At 39.9% G+C, this 23,533-nt stretch carries 23 protein-coding genes; 16 read left to right on the forward strand and 7 right to left on the reverse strand.

From position 1 onward, the window contains the following. Positions 1 to 95 precede the first annotated feature (95 nt). Positions 96 to 851: a YjbA family protein gene (locus OSJ91_RS07160; RefSeq protein WP_034314514.1), complete on the forward strand. Its 756-nt coding sequence runs from the start codon at positions 96 to 98 to the stop codon at positions 849 to 851. Between the two features lie 33 nt (positions 852 to 884). On the opposite strand, the gene trpS is transcribed toward OSJ91_RS07160, so the two are convergent. Beyond that, complete coding sequence (trpS, locus tag OSJ91_RS07165; protein WP_350301742.1) at positions 885 to 1,871, reverse strand: tryptophan--tRNA ligase; 987 nt, start codon at positions 1,869 to 1,871, stop codon at positions 885 to 887. Between the two features lie 563 nt (positions 1,872 to 2,434). On the opposite strand from trpS, the gene OSJ91_RS07170 reads away from it, so the two are divergent. Continuing rightward, positions 2,435 to 3,580 carry a putative glycoside hydrolase gene (locus OSJ91_RS07170; protein WP_413020271.1) on the forward strand — a complete coding sequence of 382 codons (1,146 nt, stop codon included), beginning with the start codon at positions 2,435 to 2,437 and terminating at the stop codon, positions 3,578 to 3,580. A gap of 51 nt (positions 3,581 to 3,631) precedes the next feature. On the opposite strand, the gene OSJ91_RS07175 is transcribed toward OSJ91_RS07170, so the two are convergent. Further along, positions 3,632 to 3,820, reverse strand: a complete 189-nt coding sequence (locus OSJ91_RS07175) for a hypothetical protein (RefSeq protein WP_485891294.1) — start codon at positions 3,818 to 3,820, stop codon at positions 3,632 to 3,634. Positions 3,821 to 3,916: 96 nt separating this feature from the next. On the opposite strand from OSJ91_RS07175, the gene OSJ91_RS07180 reads away from it, so the two are divergent. From OSJ91_RS07180 to pepF, 6 genes are all read left to right on the forward strand, one after another. Further along, on the forward strand, positions 3,917 to 4,498 hold the full coding sequence (locus OSJ91_RS07180; RefSeq protein WP_137017214.1) for a GNAT family N-acetyltransferase: 582 nt from the start codon (positions 3,917 to 3,919) through the stop codon (positions 4,496 to 4,498). 1,122 nt (positions 4,499 to 5,620) lie between these two features. Next, the gene (gene spxA / locus OSJ91_RS07185) at positions 5,621 to 6,016 is read left to right on the forward strand and encodes a transcriptional regulator SpxA (protein WP_034314502.1); all 396 of its coding nucleotides are present in this window, start codon (positions 5,621 to 5,623) and stop codon (positions 6,014 to 6,016) included. A gap of 494 nt (positions 6,017 to 6,510) precedes the next feature. Continuing rightward, positions 6,511 to 7,179, forward strand: coding sequence for an adaptor protein MecA (gene mecA / locus OSJ91_RS07190; protein ID WP_034314498.1), 669 nt, complete (start codon positions 6,511 to 6,513; stop codon positions 7,177 to 7,179). Between the two features lie 113 nt (positions 7,180 to 7,292). After that, positions 7,293 to 8,801 carry a cardiolipin synthase gene (cls, locus tag OSJ91_RS07195; RefSeq protein ID WP_485891295.1) on the forward strand — a complete coding sequence of 503 codons (1,509 nt, stop codon included), beginning with the start codon at positions 7,293 to 7,295 and terminating at the stop codon, positions 8,799 to 8,801. A 97-nt stretch (positions 8,802 to 8,898) separates the two neighbouring features. After that, positions 8,899 to 10,107 (forward strand): competence protein CoiA, encoded by a 1,209-nt coding sequence (locus OSJ91_RS07200; protein ID WP_485891296.1) that lies wholly within the window; start codon positions 8,899 to 8,901, stop codon positions 10,105 to 10,107. Positions 10,108 to 10,293: 186 nt separating this feature from the next. After that, entirely contained in the window at positions 10,294 to 12,111 is a 1,818-nt protein-coding gene (pepF, locus tag OSJ91_RS07205; RefSeq protein WP_485891297.1) for an oligoendopeptidase F, read from the forward strand. Positions 12,112 to 13,035: 924 nt separating this feature from the next. Here pepF and OSJ91_RS07210 read toward each other — a convergent pair. From OSJ91_RS07210 to OSJ91_RS07225, 4 genes are all read right to left on the reverse strand, one after another. Continuing rightward, positions 13,036 to 13,929: a ClpXP adapter SpxH family protein gene (locus OSJ91_RS07210; protein WP_485891298.1), complete on the reverse strand. Its 894-nt coding sequence runs from the start codon at positions 13,927 to 13,929 to the stop codon at positions 13,036 to 13,038. Then, complete coding sequence (locus tag OSJ91_RS07215; RefSeq protein ID WP_350301746.1) at positions 13,926 to 14,330, reverse strand: globin domain-containing protein; 405 nt, start codon at positions 14,328 to 14,330, stop codon at positions 13,926 to 13,928. The genes OSJ91_RS07210 and OSJ91_RS07215 overlap by 4 nt, the downstream gene beginning before the upstream one ends. Before the next feature lie 234 nt (positions 14,331 to 14,564). After that, complete coding sequence (locus OSJ91_RS07220) at positions 14,565 to 15,230, reverse strand: lytic transglycosylase domain-containing protein (protein WP_434547767.1); 666 nt, start codon at positions 15,228 to 15,230, stop codon at positions 14,565 to 14,567. A gap of 20 nt (positions 15,231 to 15,250) precedes the next feature. Next, positions 15,251 to 15,829 carry a CYTH domain-containing protein gene (locus OSJ91_RS07225; protein ID WP_350301748.1) on the reverse strand — a complete coding sequence of 193 codons (579 nt, stop codon included), beginning with the start codon at positions 15,827 to 15,829 and terminating at the stop codon, positions 15,251 to 15,253. Positions 15,830 to 16,146: 317 nt separating this feature from the next. Here OSJ91_RS07225 and yjbM point away from each other — a divergent pair, with 317 nt between their 5' ends. The 3 genes from yjbM to OSJ91_RS07240 are packed head-to-tail and all read left to right on the forward strand — an operon-like array spanning position 16,147 to position 18,528. After that, entirely contained in the window at positions 16,147 to 16,767 is a 621-nt protein-coding gene (gene yjbM, locus OSJ91_RS07230) for a GTP diphosphokinase (RefSeq protein WP_034314484.1), read from the forward strand. Between the two features lie 49 nt (positions 16,768 to 16,816). Continuing rightward, complete coding sequence (locus OSJ91_RS07235) at positions 16,817 to 17,611, forward strand: NAD kinase (protein WP_053534153.1); 795 nt, start codon at positions 16,817 to 16,819, stop codon at positions 17,609 to 17,611. Positions 17,612 to 17,628: 17 nt separating this feature from the next. Further along, complete coding sequence (locus OSJ91_RS07240) at positions 17,629 to 18,528, forward strand: RluA family pseudouridine synthase (protein ID WP_350301749.1); 900 nt, start codon at positions 17,629 to 17,631, stop codon at positions 18,526 to 18,528. Positions 18,529 to 18,615: 87 nt separating this feature from the next. Here the strand turns inward: OSJ91_RS07240 and prpE are convergent, their stop codons facing one another. Next, positions 18,616 to 19,359, reverse strand: coding sequence for a bis(5'-nucleosyl)-tetraphosphatase PrpE (prpE, locus tag OSJ91_RS07245; protein ID WP_413016276.1), 744 nt, complete (start codon positions 19,357 to 19,359; stop codon positions 18,616 to 18,618). Positions 19,360 to 19,481: 122 nt separating this feature from the next. On the opposite strand from prpE, the gene mgtE reads away from it, so the two are divergent. The 5 genes from mgtE to OSJ91_RS07270 all read left to right on the forward strand — a co-directional run bounded on the left by mgtE (position 19,482) and on the right by OSJ91_RS07270 (position 23,342). Next, on the forward strand, positions 19,482 to 20,852 hold the full coding sequence (gene mgtE, locus OSJ91_RS07250; protein ID WP_350302812.1) for a magnesium transporter: 1,371 nt from the start codon (positions 19,482 to 19,484) through the stop codon (positions 20,850 to 20,852). 134 nt (positions 20,853 to 20,986) lie between these two features. Beyond that, on the forward strand, positions 20,987 to 21,760 hold the full coding sequence (fabI, locus tag OSJ91_RS07255) for an enoyl-ACP reductase FabI (RefSeq protein WP_413016278.1): 774 nt from the start codon (positions 20,987 to 20,989) through the stop codon (positions 21,758 to 21,760). 303 nt (positions 21,761 to 22,063) lie between these two features. Further along, entirely contained in the window at positions 22,064 to 22,378 is a 315-nt protein-coding gene (locus OSJ91_RS07260) for a hypothetical protein (RefSeq protein ID WP_350301752.1), read from the forward strand. Between the two features lie 11 nt (positions 22,379 to 22,389). Continuing rightward, positions 22,390 to 22,962: a hypothetical protein gene (locus OSJ91_RS07265; protein WP_350301753.1), complete on the forward strand. Its 573-nt coding sequence runs from the start codon at positions 22,390 to 22,392 to the stop codon at positions 22,960 to 22,962. Positions 22,963 to 22,976: 14 nt separating this feature from the next. After that, entirely contained in the window at positions 22,977 to 23,342 is a 366-nt protein-coding gene (locus OSJ91_RS07270) for a DUF1360 domain-containing protein (RefSeq protein WP_133348680.1), read from the forward strand. Positions 23,343 to 23,533 lie beyond the last annotated feature (191 nt).

The following is a 23,533-nucleotide window of genomic DNA, read 5'->3' on the forward strand; positions in this document are numbered from 1 at the left end:
TTTTTCTTAATCTGTTTTCTAGAATAGGAATAAATTGTATGGTTCCTGCCTATACTGATTGACAAACAGAAATTTGTTTAAGTGAGGGATGAATGATGCTATATCTTCATGATGTATGGGTTAACTGGTTTGAAGGAGAAGAAAACGGCTATAATATTTGTCATTTTCATGAATGGAGGAAGGATGACGGGATCGAACTACTAGATCAAGTTCCTTTGTTGAAAGTGTCATCAACATTGTTCCACTACATAGAAAACGACTTGTCAGAATTACCTAAGCCACTGCTTAATGATGTATATCAAAAAGCATATGCAAGGAAAAATCATGAACGAATTCAGCTCGACTATTGTTTTATCGTGACTGACGGAAATGGAATCTTAGCTGTTGATACGATAGGGTATCATATTCCGATTAGGAAAAGCAGAATAATTCCCCGGCAGGAACAAATTGTTTATGACATGATAGAAAACCATGATGAGATGGATTACACCTTTACTGAAAAACCTACATCTGAGAAAGAATATCATATTTTGTCGCCGTCTCCCTTATTCATGAACGGTTTGACAAGAAAAGAAAGACAGCTTAAGCAATTGCTATTCATGGCCATGGACCAATTATTCACGGCGAAAAACACTGCTGAAATCCGCTATTGGTATACAGAATGGGCTCCTGAGAAATATGAAAGCATTCAAGAAATGGATTTTCAGATAGCTTGGCTTGAATTATATGAAGAAATGAAGGAAGGCTGGTCAGAGAAGCACCTTCAGCTTTGTGAAAACCTTGTGAAGGGGCAGCCTTTTTTTGAAAAGCTGTGGCAAGTTGAGGCAGGCGATAGCCCATCGATATTATGAAAAAAAAGACGATCCGTTGAGGATCGTCTTTTTTTATCTCTTTCTGCCAAGTCCCATGCCATTATACATTTTTCTGATCATTTTATTGGCTTCAATGTTCGCCTTTTCTGCACCGCGGTCCAGAATTTCATCCAATTCAGGCGAATCGATCAATTCATTATAGCGTTCCTGAATTGGCAGGATTTCTCCAAGAACCACCTCAGCCAAATCACTTTTAAAGTCACCATAACCTTTGCCCTCATACATCTCTTCAATTTCTGTATAAGTTTTTCCACTGAAGATGGAGTATATGGACATAAGGTTGGAAACTCCCGCTTTGTTTTCCTTATCGTAACGGACAATGCCTTCCGAATCGGTAACTGCGCTCTTGATGTTCTTTTCGATTTGCTTCGGATCATCCAATAAGGCAATCGTTGCCTTTTTATTAGGATCGGATTTGCTCATTTTCTTGGTTGGTTCCTGAAGGGACATGATACGGGCCCCTTCTGTAGGGAGGCTGATTTCCGGGATTTTAAATATATCATTATGCTTTTTATTGAACCGTTCAGCCAAATCGCGTGTCAATTCAAGATGCTGTCTTTGATCTTCCCCGACAGGAACCACATCTGTACTATAAAGGAGAATATCAGCAGCCATCAACGGCGGGTAAGTAAGCAGTGATGCGGATACCCCTTCTTTGCCAGCGGATTTGTCTTTAAATTGCGTCATTCTCTCAAGTTCCCCAATATAGGATATACTCTGTAAAATCCAGCCTGCCTGGGCATGTGCTGGTACTTCTGATTGAATGAAGATGGTATTCTTTTCAGGATCCAGGCCAATGGCCAAATATAAAGCGGCCAATGTTTTAATGTTTTTCCTTAACTTAATGCGATCCTGTGGAACTGTAATTGCATGCTGGTCAACAATACAAAAGAAACATTCATATTCCTTTTGTAAGTTAACGAATTGTTTCATTGCTCCGATGTAATTTCCTAAAGTAACGGAACCGGATGGCTGAATGCCGGAGAAAATCCTTTTCAACTGCTAGTCACTCCTCTAAATGCGTTTATTGATAAATGGATATTCGCTCTTCATTATTGTAAGGATAAATAGAAAATGAATCCACTTTCTTTGAAAGAAATGTGCATATTCCTGTGATTGGGAAATGCTCATTTAAATCTTGTGGAGGGCCGTTTTGTCCTGTATCGATGCCATTTTGAGAATACGAAATGTCCACTATACTGTATTTTAGCATTTATTCATATTAAATGTATAATCGAAACGGCAAACAAGCCAATAGAACGGATTTTCCGCTTCTTTTTTTTGAATATGGAAGAAATGAAGGGTTCAAGGAAAATCAATCCGTTTAACATATTTCACAATGAGCGGACCATTTTAGGGAAGGATACTCACAAGGGAATACAGGGTTGTTGAACGTATTCTCATTTTGTAAGTCAGTTTTTTTTATTATTTATAATATATAGGAGTAAAGTTAATTGTTTGTGGTATTAAAGAAAGGGGTTTATTATATTTGTTGAATATTGATGACTGATGGCGAATGAGGTGGAGAAATGAAACCAATGTGTAAATGGTTGATGACAGGAATGTGCATATTCCTGATTCAACAGCCAGTTCATGCACAAGGCATGAACGAAACCAGGCAGGTGGCATTAGAAAATAAAGAATTGCCTGCGAGCGTACCGCGTTTTGTTTTTGATTCGGGGTTGAAATTCGACTATCCGGATGCTGTGCGCGGAATATATGTGACAGGGCCTGCAGCGGGCGGCAGTAAATTGAACGAACTTATTAAATATGTAGATGAAACCGACTTGAATGCGATGGTCATTGACATTAAGGATGACAAGGGGAACGTAACGTTTAAAACGGAAGATCCAGATTCTCCATATGCTGGGATTGGTAAAGACTACATAAAAAATCCAGGGGCAATGCTGAAAAAATTGGAGGATAAACAGATTTATCCGATTGCAAGGGTAGTCGTCTTTAAAGACTCACTTTTGGCCAAAGAGAAGCCTGAATTATCTTTTGTAGATGGCGAAAAGGTATGGAAGAATGGTCGAGGGGAAGCCTTCGTTAACCCATTCTTAAAAGAGGTGTGGGATTATAATGTCGGTATCGCCATTGAAGCGGCAAAGATGGGTTTTAAAGAAATTCAATTTGACTATGTCCGTTTTCCCGAAGGATTCGAAAATAAAGAAGATGATTTGAAATATGATGTCGGTGAATATGATGAAGCGAAAGTGAGTCATACAGCCAAAAGGGTTCAGGCGGTGACAGATTTCGTAAGTTATGCGAGGAAACAGCTGGAGCCATATGATGTGGAAGTATCAGTGGATATTTTTGGTTATGCAGCTACATTGCCTGAAGCTCCCGGAATAGGGCAAAACTTCACAAAAATCTCTGAGAATGTCGATGTAATTTCTTCGATGATCTATCCGAGTCACTGGACATCTTATTTTGGTATCGATAAGCCTGATTTGGAGCCTTATAATCTCGTTAAGGAATATGCGAAATTGGAGAACGGGAAGCTGAAGGAATTAAAAACTCCACCTACTTCAAGACCTTGGCTACAAGATTTTACTGCCTCATATTTAGGTGAAGGGAATTACCAAAGGTATGGAAAGGAAGAAGTGGAAGCCCAAATAAAAGCGTTAAATGATAATGGTATTGATGAATACTTATTATGGAATGCAGCAAATCGATATACAAAGGGAGTAGACTATACCCCATGAAAAAAAGGATGACCTTGGAAGATTCTTCCGGTCATCCAATTTCTCTCTGAATTACCGCTTTTTATTCCCGCCAACTTTACTCCACCCTGACTGAATTCGTTTCGATTGATCGAAAATATGAGAGTGACGTTTCCCGCCAAACCATTTTTCGCCGATGCCATTCGTCACAATGCCATTCACAGCTGTAATGCCAATAACGCAAGCAGCGACTAAAAAAAAGTCCAAAAAGTAACTGATCATCAAAACCCTCCTAATATTTTCAAGCTATTCAAGTTCCATTGTAGTGGATAAGAAAAAATCTGGAAAGTATAATCTAGCAAATGAGGAGATTAAATTATGAATTGGTATGATAAGCTGAACCAGTATTTCCCTATTGAAGAAATGAAGTCCAAAGAACATATTGAAGTTCTTTTAGAAGATAAGCAGGAAATATATAAAAAGGATGAAGGTCCCGACCATGTTTTATTGTATGTGGAAGGAGAAGAGTTTATATTCGTTGATTACCTTTTTGTATCAAAGAATTCAAGGGGGCAGGGATTAGGAAGGAAATTAATTCAAAAATTGCAAAAAAAGCAGAAAACGATCTTGCTGGAAGTAGAACCAGTACAAGAAAATGATGACGATACATTGAAAAGGCTGAAATTTTATAAAAGGGAAGGATTCCAGCATGCCTCTTCAATTTCCTACAGCAGAAAATCCCTTGCCACCAAGGAGAATACGCCTATGGAAATCCTATATTGGCCAGCAAATCCATCAGTTGATGAAGAAGACGTATTTGATTTCATGAAAGAGATTTATTCTGAAATCCATACTTACAAAGATGATGACCTATATGGGAAATCTTATCAAGATGTTGAGGATGTACTAAGCTTGAATGCAAGTCAGGAAACGGATATTTTTAAAGAGATGGAAATTTAAGAAAAAAGGGGCCGGGCGTTTCACCGGCCCTTTTTAGTTTGTCGGAAAAAGTACGGTGGACAGGTCGAATAAATTCGTGAACGGTCGAGTAAAGTACGGTGTATGTCGGTCGAATAAAGTACGGTGCAGGTCGAAAAAATACGTGAACGGTCGAATAAAGTACGGTGCGGGTCGAATAAATTCCGTGAATGGTCGAAAAAACTGCGTGAACGGCTGAAAAAACAGCTCAGTACGTCGAAAAAGTACAGTAAGGGCCGAAAAAAGTGTTCCAAAAGAAAACAACTGGAACGTTTTTTAAAGAAAATGGCGAAAAACTGTCCTTTCTTAAAATTTGTGCATAAAGGAGGTTCGGAATGGTCTCACCCAAACCACGATTTTAAAATAAGACTTGTTTATCGTTTATGGCTTTTTACTGTGCTATGAAAACCCTCAATGGATTGAAGAAAATTGCGACACTCCTGCCGAAAAACTGGCTAGCGAAGACCCTGGAGGCACGTGCTTTGATGCGGATTGGCAGGCAGTCGGCGGAAAGGGAACGGATTTCTGAAAACAACTGTAATGTTTTTTTCGACTGCAGGCAAACTGTCTTTTCTTTTTGTGCATTTTTTGCGGGCAAATGAATATCTATAACTTCTTGAATGGTAGATTACTCACTTATCGCTGATTTTTTCGAATTACTTTTCTGCTTTTGGAAATATATGTGCTAAAAGAATGGTTTTTCTTGTAAAAGGAGGAATTTGCTTTTTATTAAAGAAAATATATTAACATGTTCTTGTTTATTGACAAAGATAGGGGGTAAATAAAAGTAACGAGTTAATAAAAAAATCATGAGGGCCGAATTGAGAGTTAACTGAGAATGGTAGGTAGGTATTTTCAATTAGAAAAAGCGGTTTTAATGTATTACATAAAAAACAGAAAAAGCTATAGTACAGGCTAAACTAGAAGTTTAAAAGGATTTTTCCAAATATCAAAAAGGGTATTCATTTTAAAAAATTTAGTGTATAATAAAGAAAATGAAATACTTATTTAAAATTATTTCAAATTAGAGTGGTACTTATGAATACTAATAGTAGATTTCCCCTCATAGATCACCGATTCTATATTTAGGGAGTGTGAGTAAACATGGTAACATTATATACATCACCTAGTTGTACTTCATGCAGGAAAGCAAAAGCATGGTTAGAGGAACATGAGATTGGATATAAAGAAAGAAACATTTTTTCAGAACCGTTAACGATTGATGAGATTAAAGAAATTCTTCGAATGACTGAAGATGGAACCGATGAAATCATTTCAACACGGTCAAAAACTTTCCAAAAGTTAAACGTAAATTTAGAGAGCCTGCCTCTTCAAGAATTATATAAATTGATCAAAGAAAATCCAGGTCTGTTGAGACGTCCGATTATCCTTGACGAGAAACGGCTTCAAGTTGGTTATAACGAAGATGAGATAAGACGCTTTTTACCGCGTAAAGTTCGTACCTTCCAGTTACGGGAAGCACAACGCATGGTCAACTAATAAGGTCTTTCAAGCTCTGCCAGGAAATGTGCAGGGCTTTTTCTTTATACATAACCGATTTTCCGTTGATTTTTTTTACTTAATGACGGGTAACATAACAGGATTCAAAGGCGACAGCAGACGTTTTGGATTTGCAGCAGGTTTCTTGAACCGGTCATCATTTAAAGAAAAAATAAGAATGCACCTCATCATGCCGTGTATATAATAAGGCATTAATGGCAGTAAGTTTAAAATTGAAGAAAGCATTATGATAGTTGCATGCGGATGAATTTTTTTATAGAATGAATGGAATATTAGGCAAACAATTGTTTTTTAGATATGTAATGTTTTTTATTTCCCTTCTTCAAGGTTTTGTCATAAAATGATGTAAAATAGTCTGTTTTAATGACTATCATGATTTACAGTATTCACTTACGGGTAAAGAGCTTTTAAGAGCAATTTTCGCTTGGGGGTTATTATCCCTTCAAAATGAGAAAGGAAGGGAGAGGGGAATCATGGAAATCGAACGCATTAATGACGATACAGTTAAATTTTATATTTCCTATATAGATATTGAGGAAAGAGGCTTTGATCGTGAAGAAATTTGGTACAGCCGCGAGCGAAGTGAGGAACTTTTTTGGGAAATGATGGATGAAGTGCATCAAGAAGAAGAATTCATGATTGAAGGACCTTTATGGATTCAAGTTCAAGCCCTTGAAAAAGGCTTGGAAGTTTTGGTCACAAAAGCCCAGCTTGCCAAAGATGGTCAGAAACTCGAGCTGCCTCTTTCAGATGATAAGTTAAGGGATTTGAATGTATCAGACAAGATGGATACGCTTCTTGATCAACATTTTCATGGGAAAGATGAAGAAAGCGGTATGACATTCGAAGATGGTATGATTGAATTCATCACGACTTTCGAGGATTTTGAAGATGTCATTTCATTAAGCAAGCGTCATGGCTTGGATGACTGGACGACAAAACTTTATGTTTATCAGAATAAATATTATCTTTATATCGAATTTTCCGAGGCTGAGATTGATGAGGAAGAAATCGATAATGTTCTAAGTCTTTTATTGGAATATAGTCAGGAGTCACCTATAACGGTGCACATGCTTGAAGAGTACGGGAAGATAGTTATCGAAAATGATGTATTCACAACGGTCGATAAATATTTCGCATAGACTGTTGAGGCCGATTTCAGTAGAAATCGGCCTTTTCGTCCAAAAATGAATGTTTTACCTTAGCAGGGAGGTTTTCATCATATGCCTGCGTTTGTTAATTGGAGGTAGTCTAGGTGAAGAATATAGTTGGCATCGGTCTGCTTATTCTCTTGTTGGTCGGCTCTTGGTATTTTCTAATAAATGGCGTCGATGGCAGGGTGATTTTTTATTCCAGCCTTATATTGACCCTTTTCTTGGTGATAATTGGATTCAACATTTTCCTGGAAAACAGAGATCCCATCGAGACCATAACGTGGCTGGTTATTTTTGGCGCTTTCCCATTCGTCGGTTTCATCTTTTACTTTTTGTTTGGCCGTAACTTTCGGAAAGAAAGGATATTTCGCAAGAAGTACTTTTTGGATAAACAGAGTTTCGTGAAAATAAGCGGCGAGGCGGAGTATAATGACCGAATTAAGGAAATGGGCGAGAACCCTCAGCAGTTAATCACTCTTGCAAATAGGCTGGGGAATAGCCCTATTTCATTTACGACGGAAACCCGGGTGTTAAGGAATGGTGATGAGACATTTTCCAATATCATCGAAGAATTAAAAAAAGCCACACATCATATTCATTTAGAATATTATATTGTTAGGGATGACCGCATTGGCGGTCTGCTAAAGGACATCTTGATACAAAAAGTAAAAGAAGGGGTAGAGGTCCGATTTCTCTATGATGCGGTTGGTTCCTGGAAGTTAGCTCGTTCATATATCGATGAACTGAGGAGTGCGGGAGCTGAAATGGTTGCTTTTGGTCCGTTGCATCTCCCTTTATTAAATAATACATTCAACTTTCGCAACCATCGTAAAATAATTGTGATAGATGGCTCTGTCGGTTTCATCGGCGGTCTCAATATTGGGGATGAATATTTGGGACAAGATCAGAAATTCGGTTCTTGGCGGGATACGCATCTTATCATAAAGGGGGAAGCGGTCAGGACTTTACAACTCATATTTCTGCAGGATTGGTATTATAGCACCAATAATAGTTTTTTAAGTGATGAATATCTCATGGCTGGCCTGCCGAACCACCATGGACATGGCGGAGTTCAATTGATTGGCGGCGGGCCGGATAGTGAGTGGACGATCATTAAAAGCATTTTTTTTAAAATGATCGCTTCGGCAGAAAAGTCCGTCTGGATTGCCTCTCCGTATTTCGTTCCTGATGACGATATCTTTCAAGCATTGAAGGTAGCTGCCTTAAGTGGTTTGGATGTCAGGCTGCTCGTACCGAAGAACCCCGATAAACGTATCGTATTTCATGCTTCGAGAACTTATTTTCCCGAATTGCTCGCTTCCGGAGTTCGTATATTCCAATATAATGAAGGCTTCATGCATAGTAAAATCATCATCGTTGATGACCAACTGGCGTCAATTGGGACAACCAATATGGATATGAGAAGCTTTCACCTGAATTTCGAAGTCAATGCTTTTCTCTACCGGACTGAAAGTACTCGGCAGCTGGTGAATGATTTTTTGGAAGATATAAAAGTATCCCAGGAAGTGGAGATTGATGCGTTTTCCAAACGGAATTTCGGTTTGAAAGTATTGGAGTCCACATGCCGATTGCTTTCACCCCTTCTTTAGATAGTAACTTTCCTTTATGCCGATCAGGCATTTTTTTTTGCGGATTAAAAGGAATCCTAAGCGAAGCAGGCGAATGTAGTGGATGAGGAGGAGATGTATGCTAACTGCGATAAAGAAAGATGGAACTTGGATTACCCTCCCTGAAAAGATACCGGCAAACGAGATTGATGAATGGAGAAAGTCAGCAGATTATTACTGTCCATGCTGCAAGATGGAAATGACCATCAAAGCGGGAAACGTGAGGATCCCTCATTTCGCTCATAAAATTCGTTCTTCATGCCGTGCTTCTTCAGAACCGGAATCCGCCTATCATTTAATGGGAAAAAGAAAATTGTTTCAGTGGTTATTATCACATGGTTACCAAGTGGATCTAGAAGCCTACCTTCCTGAAATTAAGAAAAGGGCTGATATTTTAGCTGTGATAGGAGGCAATCGCTATGCAATAGAATTTCAATGCTCAGTTATCCCCGAGGTGGAATTCATGGAAAGGACAAGAGCCTACCAAAGCATAGGCATCAAGCCAATCTGGATCCTCGCTGCAAAACGCTTAAAAAGGAAAAGGTTGTATGAATTCAGTATAACCCGCTTCCAATGGCTCTTCGTCACCGGGAGCTTCCATCATCCGTTTCTGTGGATGTATTGCCCGGAAACTGATCATTTATCAGTATTGAAGAACCTCACTCCGTTTACCCCTAGAACCGTCTTTGCCGAATTGACAACAGCTTCTTTAAAGCTCCTTCCCCCTAGTCGTGCATTGCCCCAAAATTGCTTTGGTTTCCCTTTTCTGCCTGCGTGGAGATATAAACGAAATGGCTGGTCCCTGCATCGAGTGAAAACAGCACGCCGATGCGATCCTTTTTTCGAAGAGCTTTATTCACACCATATTACACCTGCGACACTTCCCATTGAAGTGGGTGTTCCCGTCAGGGGGATGCTGTTGATCGAAACTGCCTCGATCGAATGGCAGGCATGGTTATACATGGATGTGTTTCAAGAGAAAAGAACAGGGGAAAAGATTTCTATGGCTGATATTATCTGCATTTTTAGAAGGCGCTCAAAAAAAGGGGAAATAAAGTTCAGACCGTTGCCATTACTTCATGAAAAACCAATCGAATATCCTGTAGGTCAATATATCATGCTTTTGGAGCAATTGGGTTATCTATCAAAGCTGGAAGAAGGGGTTTTTAAGGTTGAAAGGGAATTTACCCTTGCCTTCACCAGTGATCAAGCTCAAATTTTGGAAAAAAATTTCTATGATAAGCATAAATTGATGATGGAAAAGGGGAATATCCAGTATAATCAGTGATAACATCTCTATTTATCCTGAATTCAGATGAAATGGCAGGATTATTTTTGTTAATGGAGAAATAGTAATAAGAACTGAGATTTAAAAGCTATAAAAAGAATGAACGCCGAGTGAACCATTGCGGCGTCTATCCGGTTTACGAGTTAGCCCAATGGCAAGTTTCTATAGAATGAGGAGGAATTTTTTATGGCACAGGAAACAAAAACGAATACATTACCTTCAAGAAGTGAAATAGCTCCTGAAGATACTTGGAGACTGGAAGATATCTTCGCAACCGAGGAAGATTGGGAAGCTGCCTTCAAAGCGGTAAAGGAAGACCTCAAGAAAGCGGAGGCACATAAAGGCACGTTGGGTGAAAGCGCAGAAAAATTATTCGCGGCGCTTCAACTCCAAGATGAAGTATTCGAGAAGCTAGGGAAAGTTTATTCTTATTCACATATGCGCAATGATCAAGATACAACCAATCCTTTTTATCAAGGGATGGAGGATCGGGCAAAAGCTTTATATGCCCAGGCAGCGGCTGCGTTTTCATATATGGTTCCTGAACTATTGAGTATTAACGAAAGCAAAGTGGAAGGGTTCTTGGAAGAAAAAGAAGAATTGAAATTATACAAGCATTCTTTAGAGGAAATCAATCTTCAGAGACCACATATCTTATCTGCAGAGCAGGAAGAATTATTGGCGCAGGCATCAGAAGTACTCGATGCATCGGGCAATACTTTCGGTATGCTTAATAATGCCGATTTGAAATTCCCGACCATCAAGGATGAAGAGGGAAATGAAGTGGAAATAACTCACGGAAGGTATATCAGTTTCCTTGAGAGTGAAGATCGCCGTGTACGTGAGGAGGCATTTAAAGGGGTATACAGCAAGTATGGGGAGTTCCGCAATACATTTGCTTCAACCCTGTCAGGTGAGGTGAAAAACCATAACTTCAATGCCACGGTTCGAAAATATGATTCAGCACGCCAAGCGGCGTTAAGTAATAACAACATTCCGGAGACTGTATACGATAATCTCGTTAAAACGGTCAATGACAACTTGCCATTACTTCACCGTTATCTTGATTTACGTAAAAAAGTACTGCAATTAGATGAACTTCATATGTATGATCTATTCACTCCACTTGTTAAAGAAGTGAAGATGGAAGTGACATATGACGAGGCCAAGGATTATGTCCTTAAAGGACTTGCTCCGCTTGGGGAGGATTATTTGAACGTTTTGAAAGAGGGATTTGAAAACCGGTGGGTCGATGTGCATGAAAACAAAGGGAAACGAAGCGGGGCCTATTCTTCTGGTACATACGGGACAAATCCTTATATTTTAATGAACTGGCAAAATAACGTCAATAACTTATTCACGCTCGTTCATGAGTTTGGACATTCGGTCCATAGCTACTATACACGTAAATATCAGCCATATCCATACGGGAATTATTCAATATTTGTAGCGGAAGTTGCATCGACTTGTAATGAAAATCTGTTGAATGATTATTTATTGAATTCAATTGAAGATGAAAAGAAACGCATTTATTTATTGAATCATTACCTGGAAGGTTTCCGCGGCACATTGTTCCGGCAAACGATGTTTGCAGAGTTTGAACATACCATACATTTAAAGGCTCAAAATGGGGAAGCGTTGACAGCGGATATGCTTACTAAGGAATATTATGAGCTGAACAAGAAATACTTTGGCGAGAACGTGACCATTGATGAAGAAATCGGTTTGGAATGGGCGCGTATTCCACACTTCTACTATAATTACTATGTTTATCAATATGCGACTGGAATCAGTGCAGCAACAGCATTGAGCAAGCAAATCCTTGAAGAAGGAGAGCCTGCTGTCAAAAGGTATCTGGAGTTCTTGAAGTCAGGAAGTTCCGATTATCCGATTGAAGTACTCAAAAAGGCTGGTGTCGATATGACAAAAGCCGAGCCTGTACAAGAAGCCATGAATGTATTCGAGGAAAAATTAAATGAGTTGGAAGAGCTTTTGAATAAATAGGTTGTGAAAAGGACCCAAGCACTGCCGGGTCCTTTTCATCATATATGGATGTCCGTCATAATCCTTTAAAACGATTTCTCTGATTTAAGCTATGAAGAATTATAAAGAAAACAAAAAATAAAATAGGGGAGGTAAAATACAGAGGAATGAGGTTCATGATACCGAGTAGCTGGACAAATAGCGACCCTATCAAGAGTATGAGTAGAATAAAGACTTTCAATTTGGTCACCTCCAACCTGGCAGCAGAAAAAGCTCATCTGCTCTTTATTAGATATTATGTTTTAGAATAAGCAGTATTCTAAGAATATGACAATAATGTGAAGTTGCGCACAAAGTTCTTGCAATTAAGGTGTGTAATCTGCTATAGTACAGATATAGAAGTTATCACATCCCAAACATATACCCCTTTGTTTGTTCGTCGTGAAATTTCTCCCATCCCCTTATTCGTATAAATAGATGAAAACCCCAGCAAATTTAGCGGTTTGCCGGGGTTTTTCATTTGCATGAAAAGTAAAATGAATTAAATGCGGCATTAACAGAAGTTAAAAAAGGCCTAGGCATTAAAAATGATAATGTGATATATTTCACAAATAGATGTATTCCCAATCTAGATCAGATATTAAGCGGATATCAAAAACACTTATAGCTTTAAATAAAAAGGGCTCGTATTTAGCTACATATCGGAAGGGATAATAAAAAAATGAAAAATATATATTGTGAACAATTTGTGAAAAGTTACACATATAGTTGAAACACAAATAGGTTATCTGTTATATTATTTATTGTGAAGTGAATCACAAACAAACTTATACCCCTTTGTTTGATCGTGAAAAATTTCTCCCATCCCCTTATTTTCTTATAAAAAGCCATGCAATCTTTTGATTGCATGGCTTTTCCTTTAATAATACAAAGAAGCAGTCAAATTCATGACTGCTTCTTTGTATATCTCCAAAACGTTCCGTATTTAGCAGGAATTTTCTCTGCCAACTGTTTTAAAACAAGCTTTTTCATTTCCAACTCGACGTTATTCTTATTCATATTATAAACGGTTTCAATTTCCTTCGTGGCCACTAGCTTGAAACAGCTTAAAAACTCTTCGAGAGAGGGGGGTTTTGCAGGGGCTGGAAGACCATTCAGCATATCTTCTAAAATTTGAACATATACCTCGTAAGAATAGACACCTGAAACTTTTATTCCCTCTTCTTCAATATTTTGATTGAAAAAGACAAGGGAGGGTATTTCAGTCACTTCCATTTCGCTCGTGATCTTCATGTCACATTGAAAGCCTTTGGCTGCACTGGAAGAATTGATATCATAAAGGAATTCTTCCACATCCAATCCAACTATCTTGGCACATTCGGTCAAGACTTCGATATTGGATATATCCTTTTTTCCTATGAATACATATTCTTGAAGCTGCCTTAAAAAGCGAATGGCCAATTTACGGCCCTGCAATTCCGCTGCTTTTATTGCGATGGAAGCTGTATATGGAGAAGAGATTGGGTTTTCAGACCAAAGGCTTCCGTCGCAGGACATTCCCGAGCGGCTGGCAGTCTTTTCCCAAACTTGAGCAATGTTTTCATAATTTTTATTTTTCCCCATATTAAGAGAATCGATTTTACCGCTTAAAACATGGCGTAAACTGAACAATTGGCCATATTCTATCTGTAATTTCCTAATAATTGGTTCTAAGCCCCAGCATTCGGGACAAAGCGGATCAACAAAAACATAAATTTCAATTGGCTTTTTTCCTATATCATAGCAATGCTGCGTCTTGATCCAATCGGAAATATTGAAAACTGGTTTTTGTGCGCTCAACTGCCTTCTCCTTTCCCGTCAGTTCCGGATGTATTGATCATATGCTGTGCCGTCAAATAGAGACGGTGATAGAAAAACTCCCTAATCTCACCGTCAAGGCCAACTTCGTCCATAGCTTGATACATGCATGAGAGCCATGCTTTCGCACGTTCTGGTGTAATTTCAAAAGGTATATGTCGAGCCCGCAACATAGGATGGCCATGCTCTTCTGTATATAAAGAGGGACCGCCTAAATATTGAGTCATAAATTGTTTTTGTTTACGGACCGTTTCTGTTAAATCGTCAGGGAATATTGGCTGCAGATCCGGGTGTTGACTAACGTTGGAGTAAAACACATCAATTAACTTGTGTAATTGCCCTTCTCCAATTAATTCATATGGTGTAGGGTTCCCTTGCATCATGTTGATTACTCCTTTTAAAGAAAGATGGTTGATATTTATTCATATTTTATCAATGACGTCCTGATATAACAAATATATAGCTTAAAGAAAATTTTACATCTGTAGTATGACACAGGGGAATGATCCGGAAATGACAGGTTTTGGGGTGCTTTACGATTTGTTAACAATTCGTGGAAAAAGAATATATAGACATGAAAAAACTGACCCTTCACAAATAAACAGGGTCAGCTTGCTTTAGCTTGAAAATGTCCCATAAACTTTCTGAACATAGTTCTGAGTTTCTTTAAAGGGGGGGATGCCGTTATATTTATCTACGTTTCCAGGCCCTGCATTATAAGCAGCAAGGGCAATCTGGATGTCCCCGTCATAACGTGCCATCATTTGACTTAAATATTTACTCCCGCCCATGATGTTTTGTTCCGGATCGGTTGCATCATCCACCCCAAGGCTTTTTGCAGTTGCTGGCATTAACTGCATAAGGCCAGTTGCACCCGCATAACTGGTGGCTTCAGGGTTAAAGTTCGATTCTTGTTTAATGACGGACTTAATCAGTTTTTCCGGGAGATTATATAAGCTGGCCGCCTGGCTGATGATATGATCATAATTTGTTGCGGTTTCACTGCTCTCATTGTCAGCAGGGGCAGTGGATACCGGGTTGATGTTCATGGATGTCAGGCCGCCGGGTTGAAGGAAGGACTTCGTTTCCGCTTCCACGCGTGATAAAAGGGAACCCAATGTCTGCGAAGCGCCTTCAAGAGCATCACCCGAAACCAGTTCCGAGAGCATGTCCTGGAAAATGGATCGAGATGAATTTGCATTTGTGTTGTTGCCATTTGTGAATTGCTGGATTGCCTGCAATTCCATGAACGTTTTGAAATCTTGGATTTTCAAACTCTCCACCTCCGAATGGGTTCAAACAGTTATTTTTGGAATTTGGCTCGATAAAACCTCTTTACTTTATTTTCGGTTTCCCTTACCGGAATTTGAAGGGTTTCAAGGAGGGTCAGGAAATTTTTTTTCCCGGCGTTTGCATCCGTCACTTCATATTCAAGCTCAAAGTCTTCCTGATTCAAATAAGAACTATGATCTAAAACAAGTAAACCCTCTTTGTAAGGAAATTCAAAACGGTCCGTCTTTAATGTCCCAAAGCAGGTAAAGTCTTTTGGATCAATTCCGCATTCGAGGATAAGAAGTTGGATCTGGCCATCAGGGAATGTGTTATGATTCAGAAACGCATTAGCGGTTTCTTCAGAGATATCTTGATTCGTTTCCAATAATCCTTCTGTAGCGGGCTGTTTTAATGTCAGCTCGTAACGCCCGTTTTTCTCGCGGATCCTAAGGGCAGAGTCTTGATTTTTCAAAGTGAATCCGAGTGTATCGAAGTAATGATTTTTCTGTGTTTTAAAGTTCGATGCCCCGACATGAAAGTATTCGATCAGTTGCTGAAATTCTTTTTCGCTTAAGAGGTTTTTAAATTCAATTTCAATATGCTGGTTCATGTGTTCCATCCTTTCTGGTTGATTCTTAGGTTAATCATATAAGAACCATTCCAGCTGTCAAATTGGATTCAATAATTTTTTGCTATTGTACTTGAATATTTAGGAATCAATTGCAGGATATGATAAAATATAAACGTTGAGCATGAGAAATGGTATATCGTATATATAGAAATTTAATACATACTTTTTGCTAGAAAGATTTAATTGGATCCAGTGGTGAATTGGCATAAAGTCATGTGACTCCTGGATTTAGGAGAGCGTTCTGCCCATACCAGAGTTGAACAGGCGCTTTTTAGATAGATATAGGTGGTGTGGCAATGGAGAGTTGGGACGATTTCTTGGCGCCTTATACTCAGGCTGTCGAAGAATTAAAGGTTAAGCTAAAAGGATTAAGGAAACAGTTTGAGAGAGAGAATATTCACTCACCGATCGAATTTGTAACAGGCAGGGTAAAGCCGATTGTCAGCATTTTGGATAAGGCGAGCCTGAAGGATATTCCCATTGATAAATTGGGAACGGAAATACAGGATATTGCAGGGCTTCGGATGATGTGCCAGTTCGTGGATGATATCGAACAGGTAGTTGAACTATTACGAGGTCGCAATGACTTCGAGATAGTTGAGGAGAGAAATTATATTTCGCATAAAAAAGCAAGCGGCTACCGTTCTTATCATGTTGTAATCCGCTATCCGGTCCAGACGATCCATGGCGAAAAAAATATCCTTGCCGAAATTCAAATCAGGACCCTTGCGATGAATTTTTGGGCGACGATCGAACATTCTTTAAATTATAAATATAAAGGCATTTTCCCGGAAGATATTCAACTGCGACTCAAACGTGCAGCTGAAGCTGCCTTCCTGCTTGATGCAGAGATGTCGCAAATCCGTACGGAAATCCAGGAAGCACAGCGTCTTTTTTCCAGGAAGAAAGATTCTTGAACGCATAAATGGGTAAACGAGAAGAAATCTAAATTGAAGGTGGGATTACATGAAATTTGCGATTACGTCAAAAGGAGATGCGAAATCGAATACTTTAATGCAAAGGATGCGAACGTATCTTCAGGACTTTCATTTGGAATATGACGAAGATCAGCCGGATATTGTCATATCTGTCGGTGGTGATGGCACTTTATTATATGCTTTTCACCGTTATAAGAATCGATTGGATAAAACCGCCTTTGTTGGTGTACATACAGGACATCTTGGTTTTTATGCAGATTGGACCCCTGATGAAATCGAAAAATTGGTGATTGCTTTAGCAAAAACACCATTTCAAATAGTGGAATATCCACTCCTCGAAACGATTGTCCGTTATCAGCATGGTGGACGGGAAGCCAGATTTTTGGCTTTGAATGAATCGACAGTCAAAAGTGTTGAAGGGACGCTCGTCATGGACGTTGAAATTCGCGGCCAGCATTTCGAGACATTCCGTGGAGATGGTTTATGCATTGCAACGCCATCTGGAAGCACGGCGTATAATAAGGCGCTTGGCGGGGCCATCGTCCATCCATCAATCGATGCCATCCAGATTACCGAATTGGCATCCATTAATAACCGGGTGTTTAGGACGGTAGGATCGCCACTTCTGCTGCCGGCACATCATACTTGTATGTTCAGGCCGGTCAATGCGGTCAATTTTCAAATTACCGTCGACCATTTGTCCTTGCTTCAGGAAAATGTAAAGTCGATACAGTGCCGAGTGGCAGATGAGAAGATCCGATTCGCCAGATTCCGCCCTTTTCCTTTCTGGAAAAGAGTGCATGATTCATTTATTGCTAATTAAGGAGATAGACTCACCTCATGTCAAATCAAAACTTTTCTTTGACCTGGTCGGTTTTTGAAGAGGATTCTGGCTCTTTATTGCGAGAGTTTCTCAACAAATGCGATATTTCAAAACGAGCATTAACGGATATTAAGTTTAAAGGTGGATATATCCAGTTGAACGGCGAAGAAGTAACCGTAAGGGAACGGATAGAAACAGGCGACATCGTCACCGTCATATTTCCGCCGGAGCAGGCAAGCGAAGGCCTTTTGCCGGAACCCATCCCCCTGAATATCAGGTATGAAGATGAGTTTGTATTGGTGGTGGCCAAGCCCCCTTCCATGAATACCATTCCTTCACGCGAGCATCCCAACGGCAGTCTGGCGAATGGCTTGGCGGGTTATTATAGGAAGACGGGAATACAGGCAACGATCCATATAGTTACACGTCTTGATCGGGACACATCAGGTCTGGTTTTAATTGCCAAGCACCGGCATATCCATCACCTTTTAAGTGAACAGCAAAAATCAGGACAGGTTAAACGGAGATACCAAGCCATAGCTGAAGGAATCGTTGAAGGTCCTGTAGGAGAGATAGTGGCGCCAATCGGAAGAAAATCGACCAGCATCATTGAACGGGAAGTCAGGGAGGATGGCCGGTATGCCTGTACCCTATTTAAGGTATTGGCCCACACAGAGTCCCATACATTCCTTAATTTAGAACTCCAAACAGGGCGTACACATCAAATCAGGGTCCATATGGCGCATATTGGACACCCGCTGGCTGGTGATGATTTATATGGAGGGAACAGGAAAGGTATCCCTCGCCAAGCCCTTCATTGTTTTGAATTGAAATTTTTACATCCTTTCACCAAGAAGATGATGTTGTTTCAAGAAGAGTTACCAGAAGATATGACCCGTTTGCTCGAGGGAAGTTGACTTTATAACCGGTGCATTAAAACGATTCAAGCTTATGAAAAAATCCATAGACGCAAAAAAACTCACCAAGATGGCGAGTTTTTTTGGTTAATCAAAAGATGTCCTGAATTTTTCCGCAATATATGGCATGGTTGAAGGCACCTCTTGAAGCTCCATTTCGGGATAACGGACAGCGGTCAGTTTTCCACCAAAGACGCAGCCAGTATCAATATTGTATGTATGATTGACTCGTCTAGCTTCAGGAACTGGTGTATGTCCATATACGATCCATGTTTCCCCTTTGTATGTTTGGGCCCAGTCCTTCCTGACCGGTGACCCATCGGGATGTTTGGAGCCATTGATATCACCATAGAGGACAAAGGTTTTTACTTTACTGCTATATTGACCAATATAGTCACTGCGAATTCCTGCATGGGCAATGATCAATCTCCCTTCATCAATCAGTTGATAAAGTGGGGAACGTTCATACAGATCCATGAATTTTTTACGGATCTTCTTCTGCTCCCGGATGTTCAGTGATTCATATTCAGCTACAGTAGTCTCTAAACCGTGCGATATTTGAACTTTATTGCCTGAAAAATAACGATATAATTTATTGCAGTGGTTACCTGGAGCATACCTTGCTATATTTTGGTTAATGACTAATTCATGGACAATCTCGATTACTTGAAGGGAATTTGGACCGCGATCGGTTAAATCCCCTACAAAGCCGAGTATCCTTCCAGAGGGATGTACAGGAAACCCAGTCTCCCATGTATAGCCCATTTTTTCGGTCAGCTGCCTGAATTCAGCGAAACATCCATGAATGTCCCCTATGATATCGATGTTCATTTGACACATCCTTTGTTTGTTTTGTCTATGTTTATGGTATTAGTATAGTATTATTTAAAAAAATAAAATATAAACGAGGAAATGAAAAAATATGTTTTAGGAGGTGTAGAGTTATGGAGGAGATGAAGGACCGGGAGCGGGAGAGCAGTCAAATGAATAACGAGCTTTTGCTTGAAGCACTTAAAACGGAAAATCTGGATCAGTTTCGTACGGAGTTCCTTGAAATGCATCCATATGATCAGGCTCAATTTTATACAAGCTTGTCAGATGAATTCAGATCCGTCGTTTACACATATTTGTCACCGGAAGAAATGGCGGACCTTTTTGAAAATATAGAAATAGATGAAGAGGATTACGAAAGCCTGCTGGCTGAAATGACTCCTTCTTATGCAGCCGATATGCTTTCCAATATGTATGCGGATGATGCGGCTGACGTCCTGAATGAAATCAATGATGAGCAGGCCGTCAGCTATTTGACCATCATGGATGATGAAGCGGCAAGTGAAATCCAGGAGCTTCTGAACTATGAGGAATCTACGGCAGGAAGCATCATGACGACAGAGTTCATTGCCATTGAAGCAAACGAAACGGCTCGATCAGCCATGCAGATCTTAAAAAGGGAAGCTCCGGAAGCGGAAACGATATATTATGTGTTCGTTACCGATCAGGATAAGAAGCTGCTTGGTGTTTTATCGCTCAGGACATTGATCATAGCTGATGAAGATGCTTTAATCGGTGATTTAATGGATGACAGGGTAGTTTCCGTACCTGTATCCGAAGACCAGGAAGAGGTGGCACGAAAAATAAGGGACTATAACTTCCTTGCCGTGCCTGTCGTCGATTTCCAAAACCATTTGTTAGGGATCATTACGGTTGATGATATCATTGATGTCATGGATGAAGAGGCATCTGATGATTATTCCAAATTGGCGGGTGTATCAAATTTGGACAATGTTGATAAGAGTCCCTTTTCTGCTGCTAAGAAACGGCTGCCATGGTTGATCATCCTTTTGTTTTTAGGTTTATTGACCGCCAGCCTGATTGGCCGTTTTGAGGAGACACTTAGCCAAAAAGCGATTCTTGCTGTATTTATTCCATTGATAGGCGGAATGGCTGGCAACACAGGAACTCAAGCATTGGCTGTTGCAGTACGGGGAATTGCAACAGGGGACTTGGAGCAGGATAGCAAGTGGAAGCTAGTTTTGCGGGAGGCTGGGACAGGCCTCATCACCGGCCTGACATGTGGAATAGCCATCATTTTAATCGTATATATTTGGCAAGGGGATTTAATGCTCGGTTTATTGGTCGGCATATCTATTTTCATTACATTGATAGTCGCCACACTCGCGGGATCGCTTGTACCGCTCCTCATGCATAAAATGAAGATCGACCCGGCGGTAGCTTCCGGACCATTCATCACAACCATCAATGACATTATCAGTATCCTGATTTACTTCGGATTAGCTACATTATTCATGGGTTATTTACTATAAGCTAAAGAAGGCCCTCTTGGAGGGGGATTCCCAGAGGACTTTAGAAAACGGTGTTTTTATCAAAGGAAATTTGATATACTGTCATTAGTAGCAGGTACTAATAACTTGTATTAAAAAATAGGAGGTCACATACGATGACTTTTTCATTAAAAGGAAAAACATTTGTCTTAATGGGTGTTGCGAATAAAAGAAGTATTGCATGGGGAGTTGCCCGTTCCTTACATAAAGCAGGCGCAAAGCTGATCTTCACTTACGGAAAAGACCGTACGGAGAAAAGCGTTAGGGAACTATCTTCTACATTGGAAGGGGAGCCCTCCATCATTTTACAATGTGATGTAACGAAGGATGAAAGCATTGATAAATGTTTTGCGGCGATTAAGGAAGAAGCAGGTATCATTCATGGCGTGGTACACAGTGTAGCATTCGCTAACAAGGAAGAGCTGGACGGTGAGTTCGTTAACACGAGCCGTGAAGGGTTTTTGCTTGCCCATAATATCAGTTCATTTTCTTTAACGGCTGTAGCTAAAGCGGCGAAGGAAATCATGCCGGAAGGTGGTAGCATTGTCACAATGACGTATCTTGGCGGTGAACGGGTCATGCCTAATTATAATGTAATGGGAGTGGCCAAGGCCTCACTTGAAGCCAATGTCCGTTACCTGTCAAGTGATCTTGGCAAAGATAACATTCGAGTGAATGCAATTTCAGCCGGACCTATCCGTACCTTATCCGCTAAAGGTGTTCGTGACTTCAATACAATTTTAAAGAAGATTGAGGAAGAAGCACCGCTTCGTCGTACAACGACTCCTGAAGAAGTAGGGGATACGGCAGTATTTTTATTAAGTGACATGTCCCGCGGGATTACCGGGGAAAATATCCATGTGGATTCTGGTTATCATATAATCGGATAACAGTAAAGGAGGGGGCCGATATCGGTCCCTTTTTTGTTGATTTTCCATTCTGAAAGGTATCTTTAGTTGCTCATCCTCAATTGAAATCTTTCCGATTTTTTCATCTTCGAATGTTTTAGTTTTCTCCGCTAATCCCCAACACCCTTAAGCTTGGTTAGTGTCCTTTTTTTGGGGAGTGGCACATCTCCAGCATAAAGAAGGGTGAATTTCATATAAATGATACATAGAGTGGATATTCATTGTTTGTGAGAATCGGCATAAACCTGCTTTCGACCCTATTCGTGAAAAAGAAGGAGGGGCATCATGGACGTGAAGAAAGTTGGTCTGCCTTGTGCTGATGGAAAACAAACCATACAAAATACGCTGAAGAGACATATCAATTTGCATGAAAAAAATATCAGCACTTCATATACCGCCGAGGAATTGGTGGAGCTATTGTCCCGACTTCCAGCCTTTGCACCTAAGCCTGTTTGTAAGTTCATCATCAATGACCGTACACTATTCGGAAAATTGGAACAAAAAAAAGAATCCAGTTTGTTCATAAGGCATAAATTCGGGAAAAAAGTTGTCCAATACCAAATGGAACAGCTGCAGTCCGTGGATATTCTGAAATATTAAGGAGGGTTTTCATGTCAGAGAAAAATGGCGATAAGGAATCCAAACCACTTATATATGTCGATCAAGCAAAAATATCAGATCTGCGTGGAAATATGCAAAGTGATTTTCGGACGAAAAAGGCTAAACCTCAAGACAGCGTTGAGCCGGAACTTCAGGAAGAAGCCGAGAATAAAGAAGAAAAAATCGAACAAGTCAAACGCGAATTTGGTGTTTATGATGCCATGAAGGAAATTGAAAAGGAGATTACGGGATTAAGGAAAATCACCGAACAATATGTCCCTGAGCAAACTCCCGTTGAAGAAATGGAACATCCTGAACCAATAGAACAGGAAAACGAAAAGCCAGTTAAGAGAAAAAGGAAAAAGGTTGAGAAGAAAGATTCTTCCCGGGACATCATTTCCCGCTTATCCAATCATCAAGGTTTTCCAAAGCCACTATGTGAGGCTGTTATTAACGGGGAAACGCTTCAGTTTCATGTGTTGGGAATGAAGGGGGAATCAGTGAAGATTAAAAGAGGGAACCATATCCGTTTCGTGGGTCTGCCGGATATTATCGATGCCAAAATAATTGAAGAATCCAAGTGAAGGAGCAATATTAAATGTTTCCCCCACAAAATGAATTTACTTTATTTATCATATTAGGCTTGGCTTCCTTCAGGCTGACACGCTTGATCGTTTTCGATAAAATCATGGAGCCGCTACGCAGCCCATTTTTTAAAGAGATAGAGGAAAAAAATGAAGAAGGAATTGTGGAAATATTTTTAATGCCCAAGGAAAAGGGCCTGCTTGGCTGGATTGGTCAATTGCTAAGCTGTTTTTGGTGCGTGGGTGTCTGGGTCAGCCTTTTTCTGGTTTTCCTTTATATTCAACATTGGTTTATAGGCGACGTACTGATATTAATCCTTGCCGTCGCAGCAGTAGGAGCGATAATTGAGGTCATAATCAGCAAAATTATGGACATTTGATTGGAAACAACTTGTCTCTTCGTTCATATAGTATGGTATAGATGTTAAAGGAGGAGTCATAAATTGAATCAGAAACAGAATCCATGGGCTTATGCCAAACCGATGAAAAAAGATCAACCGGTCAAAATCAAGAAAGACTGTGGCTGTAATAATAACAATAAAAATAAAGGCTATTGAGTAAAAAAAACCTT

It is taken from the genome of Bacillus sp. T-10(2022) (assembly GCF_056502895.1).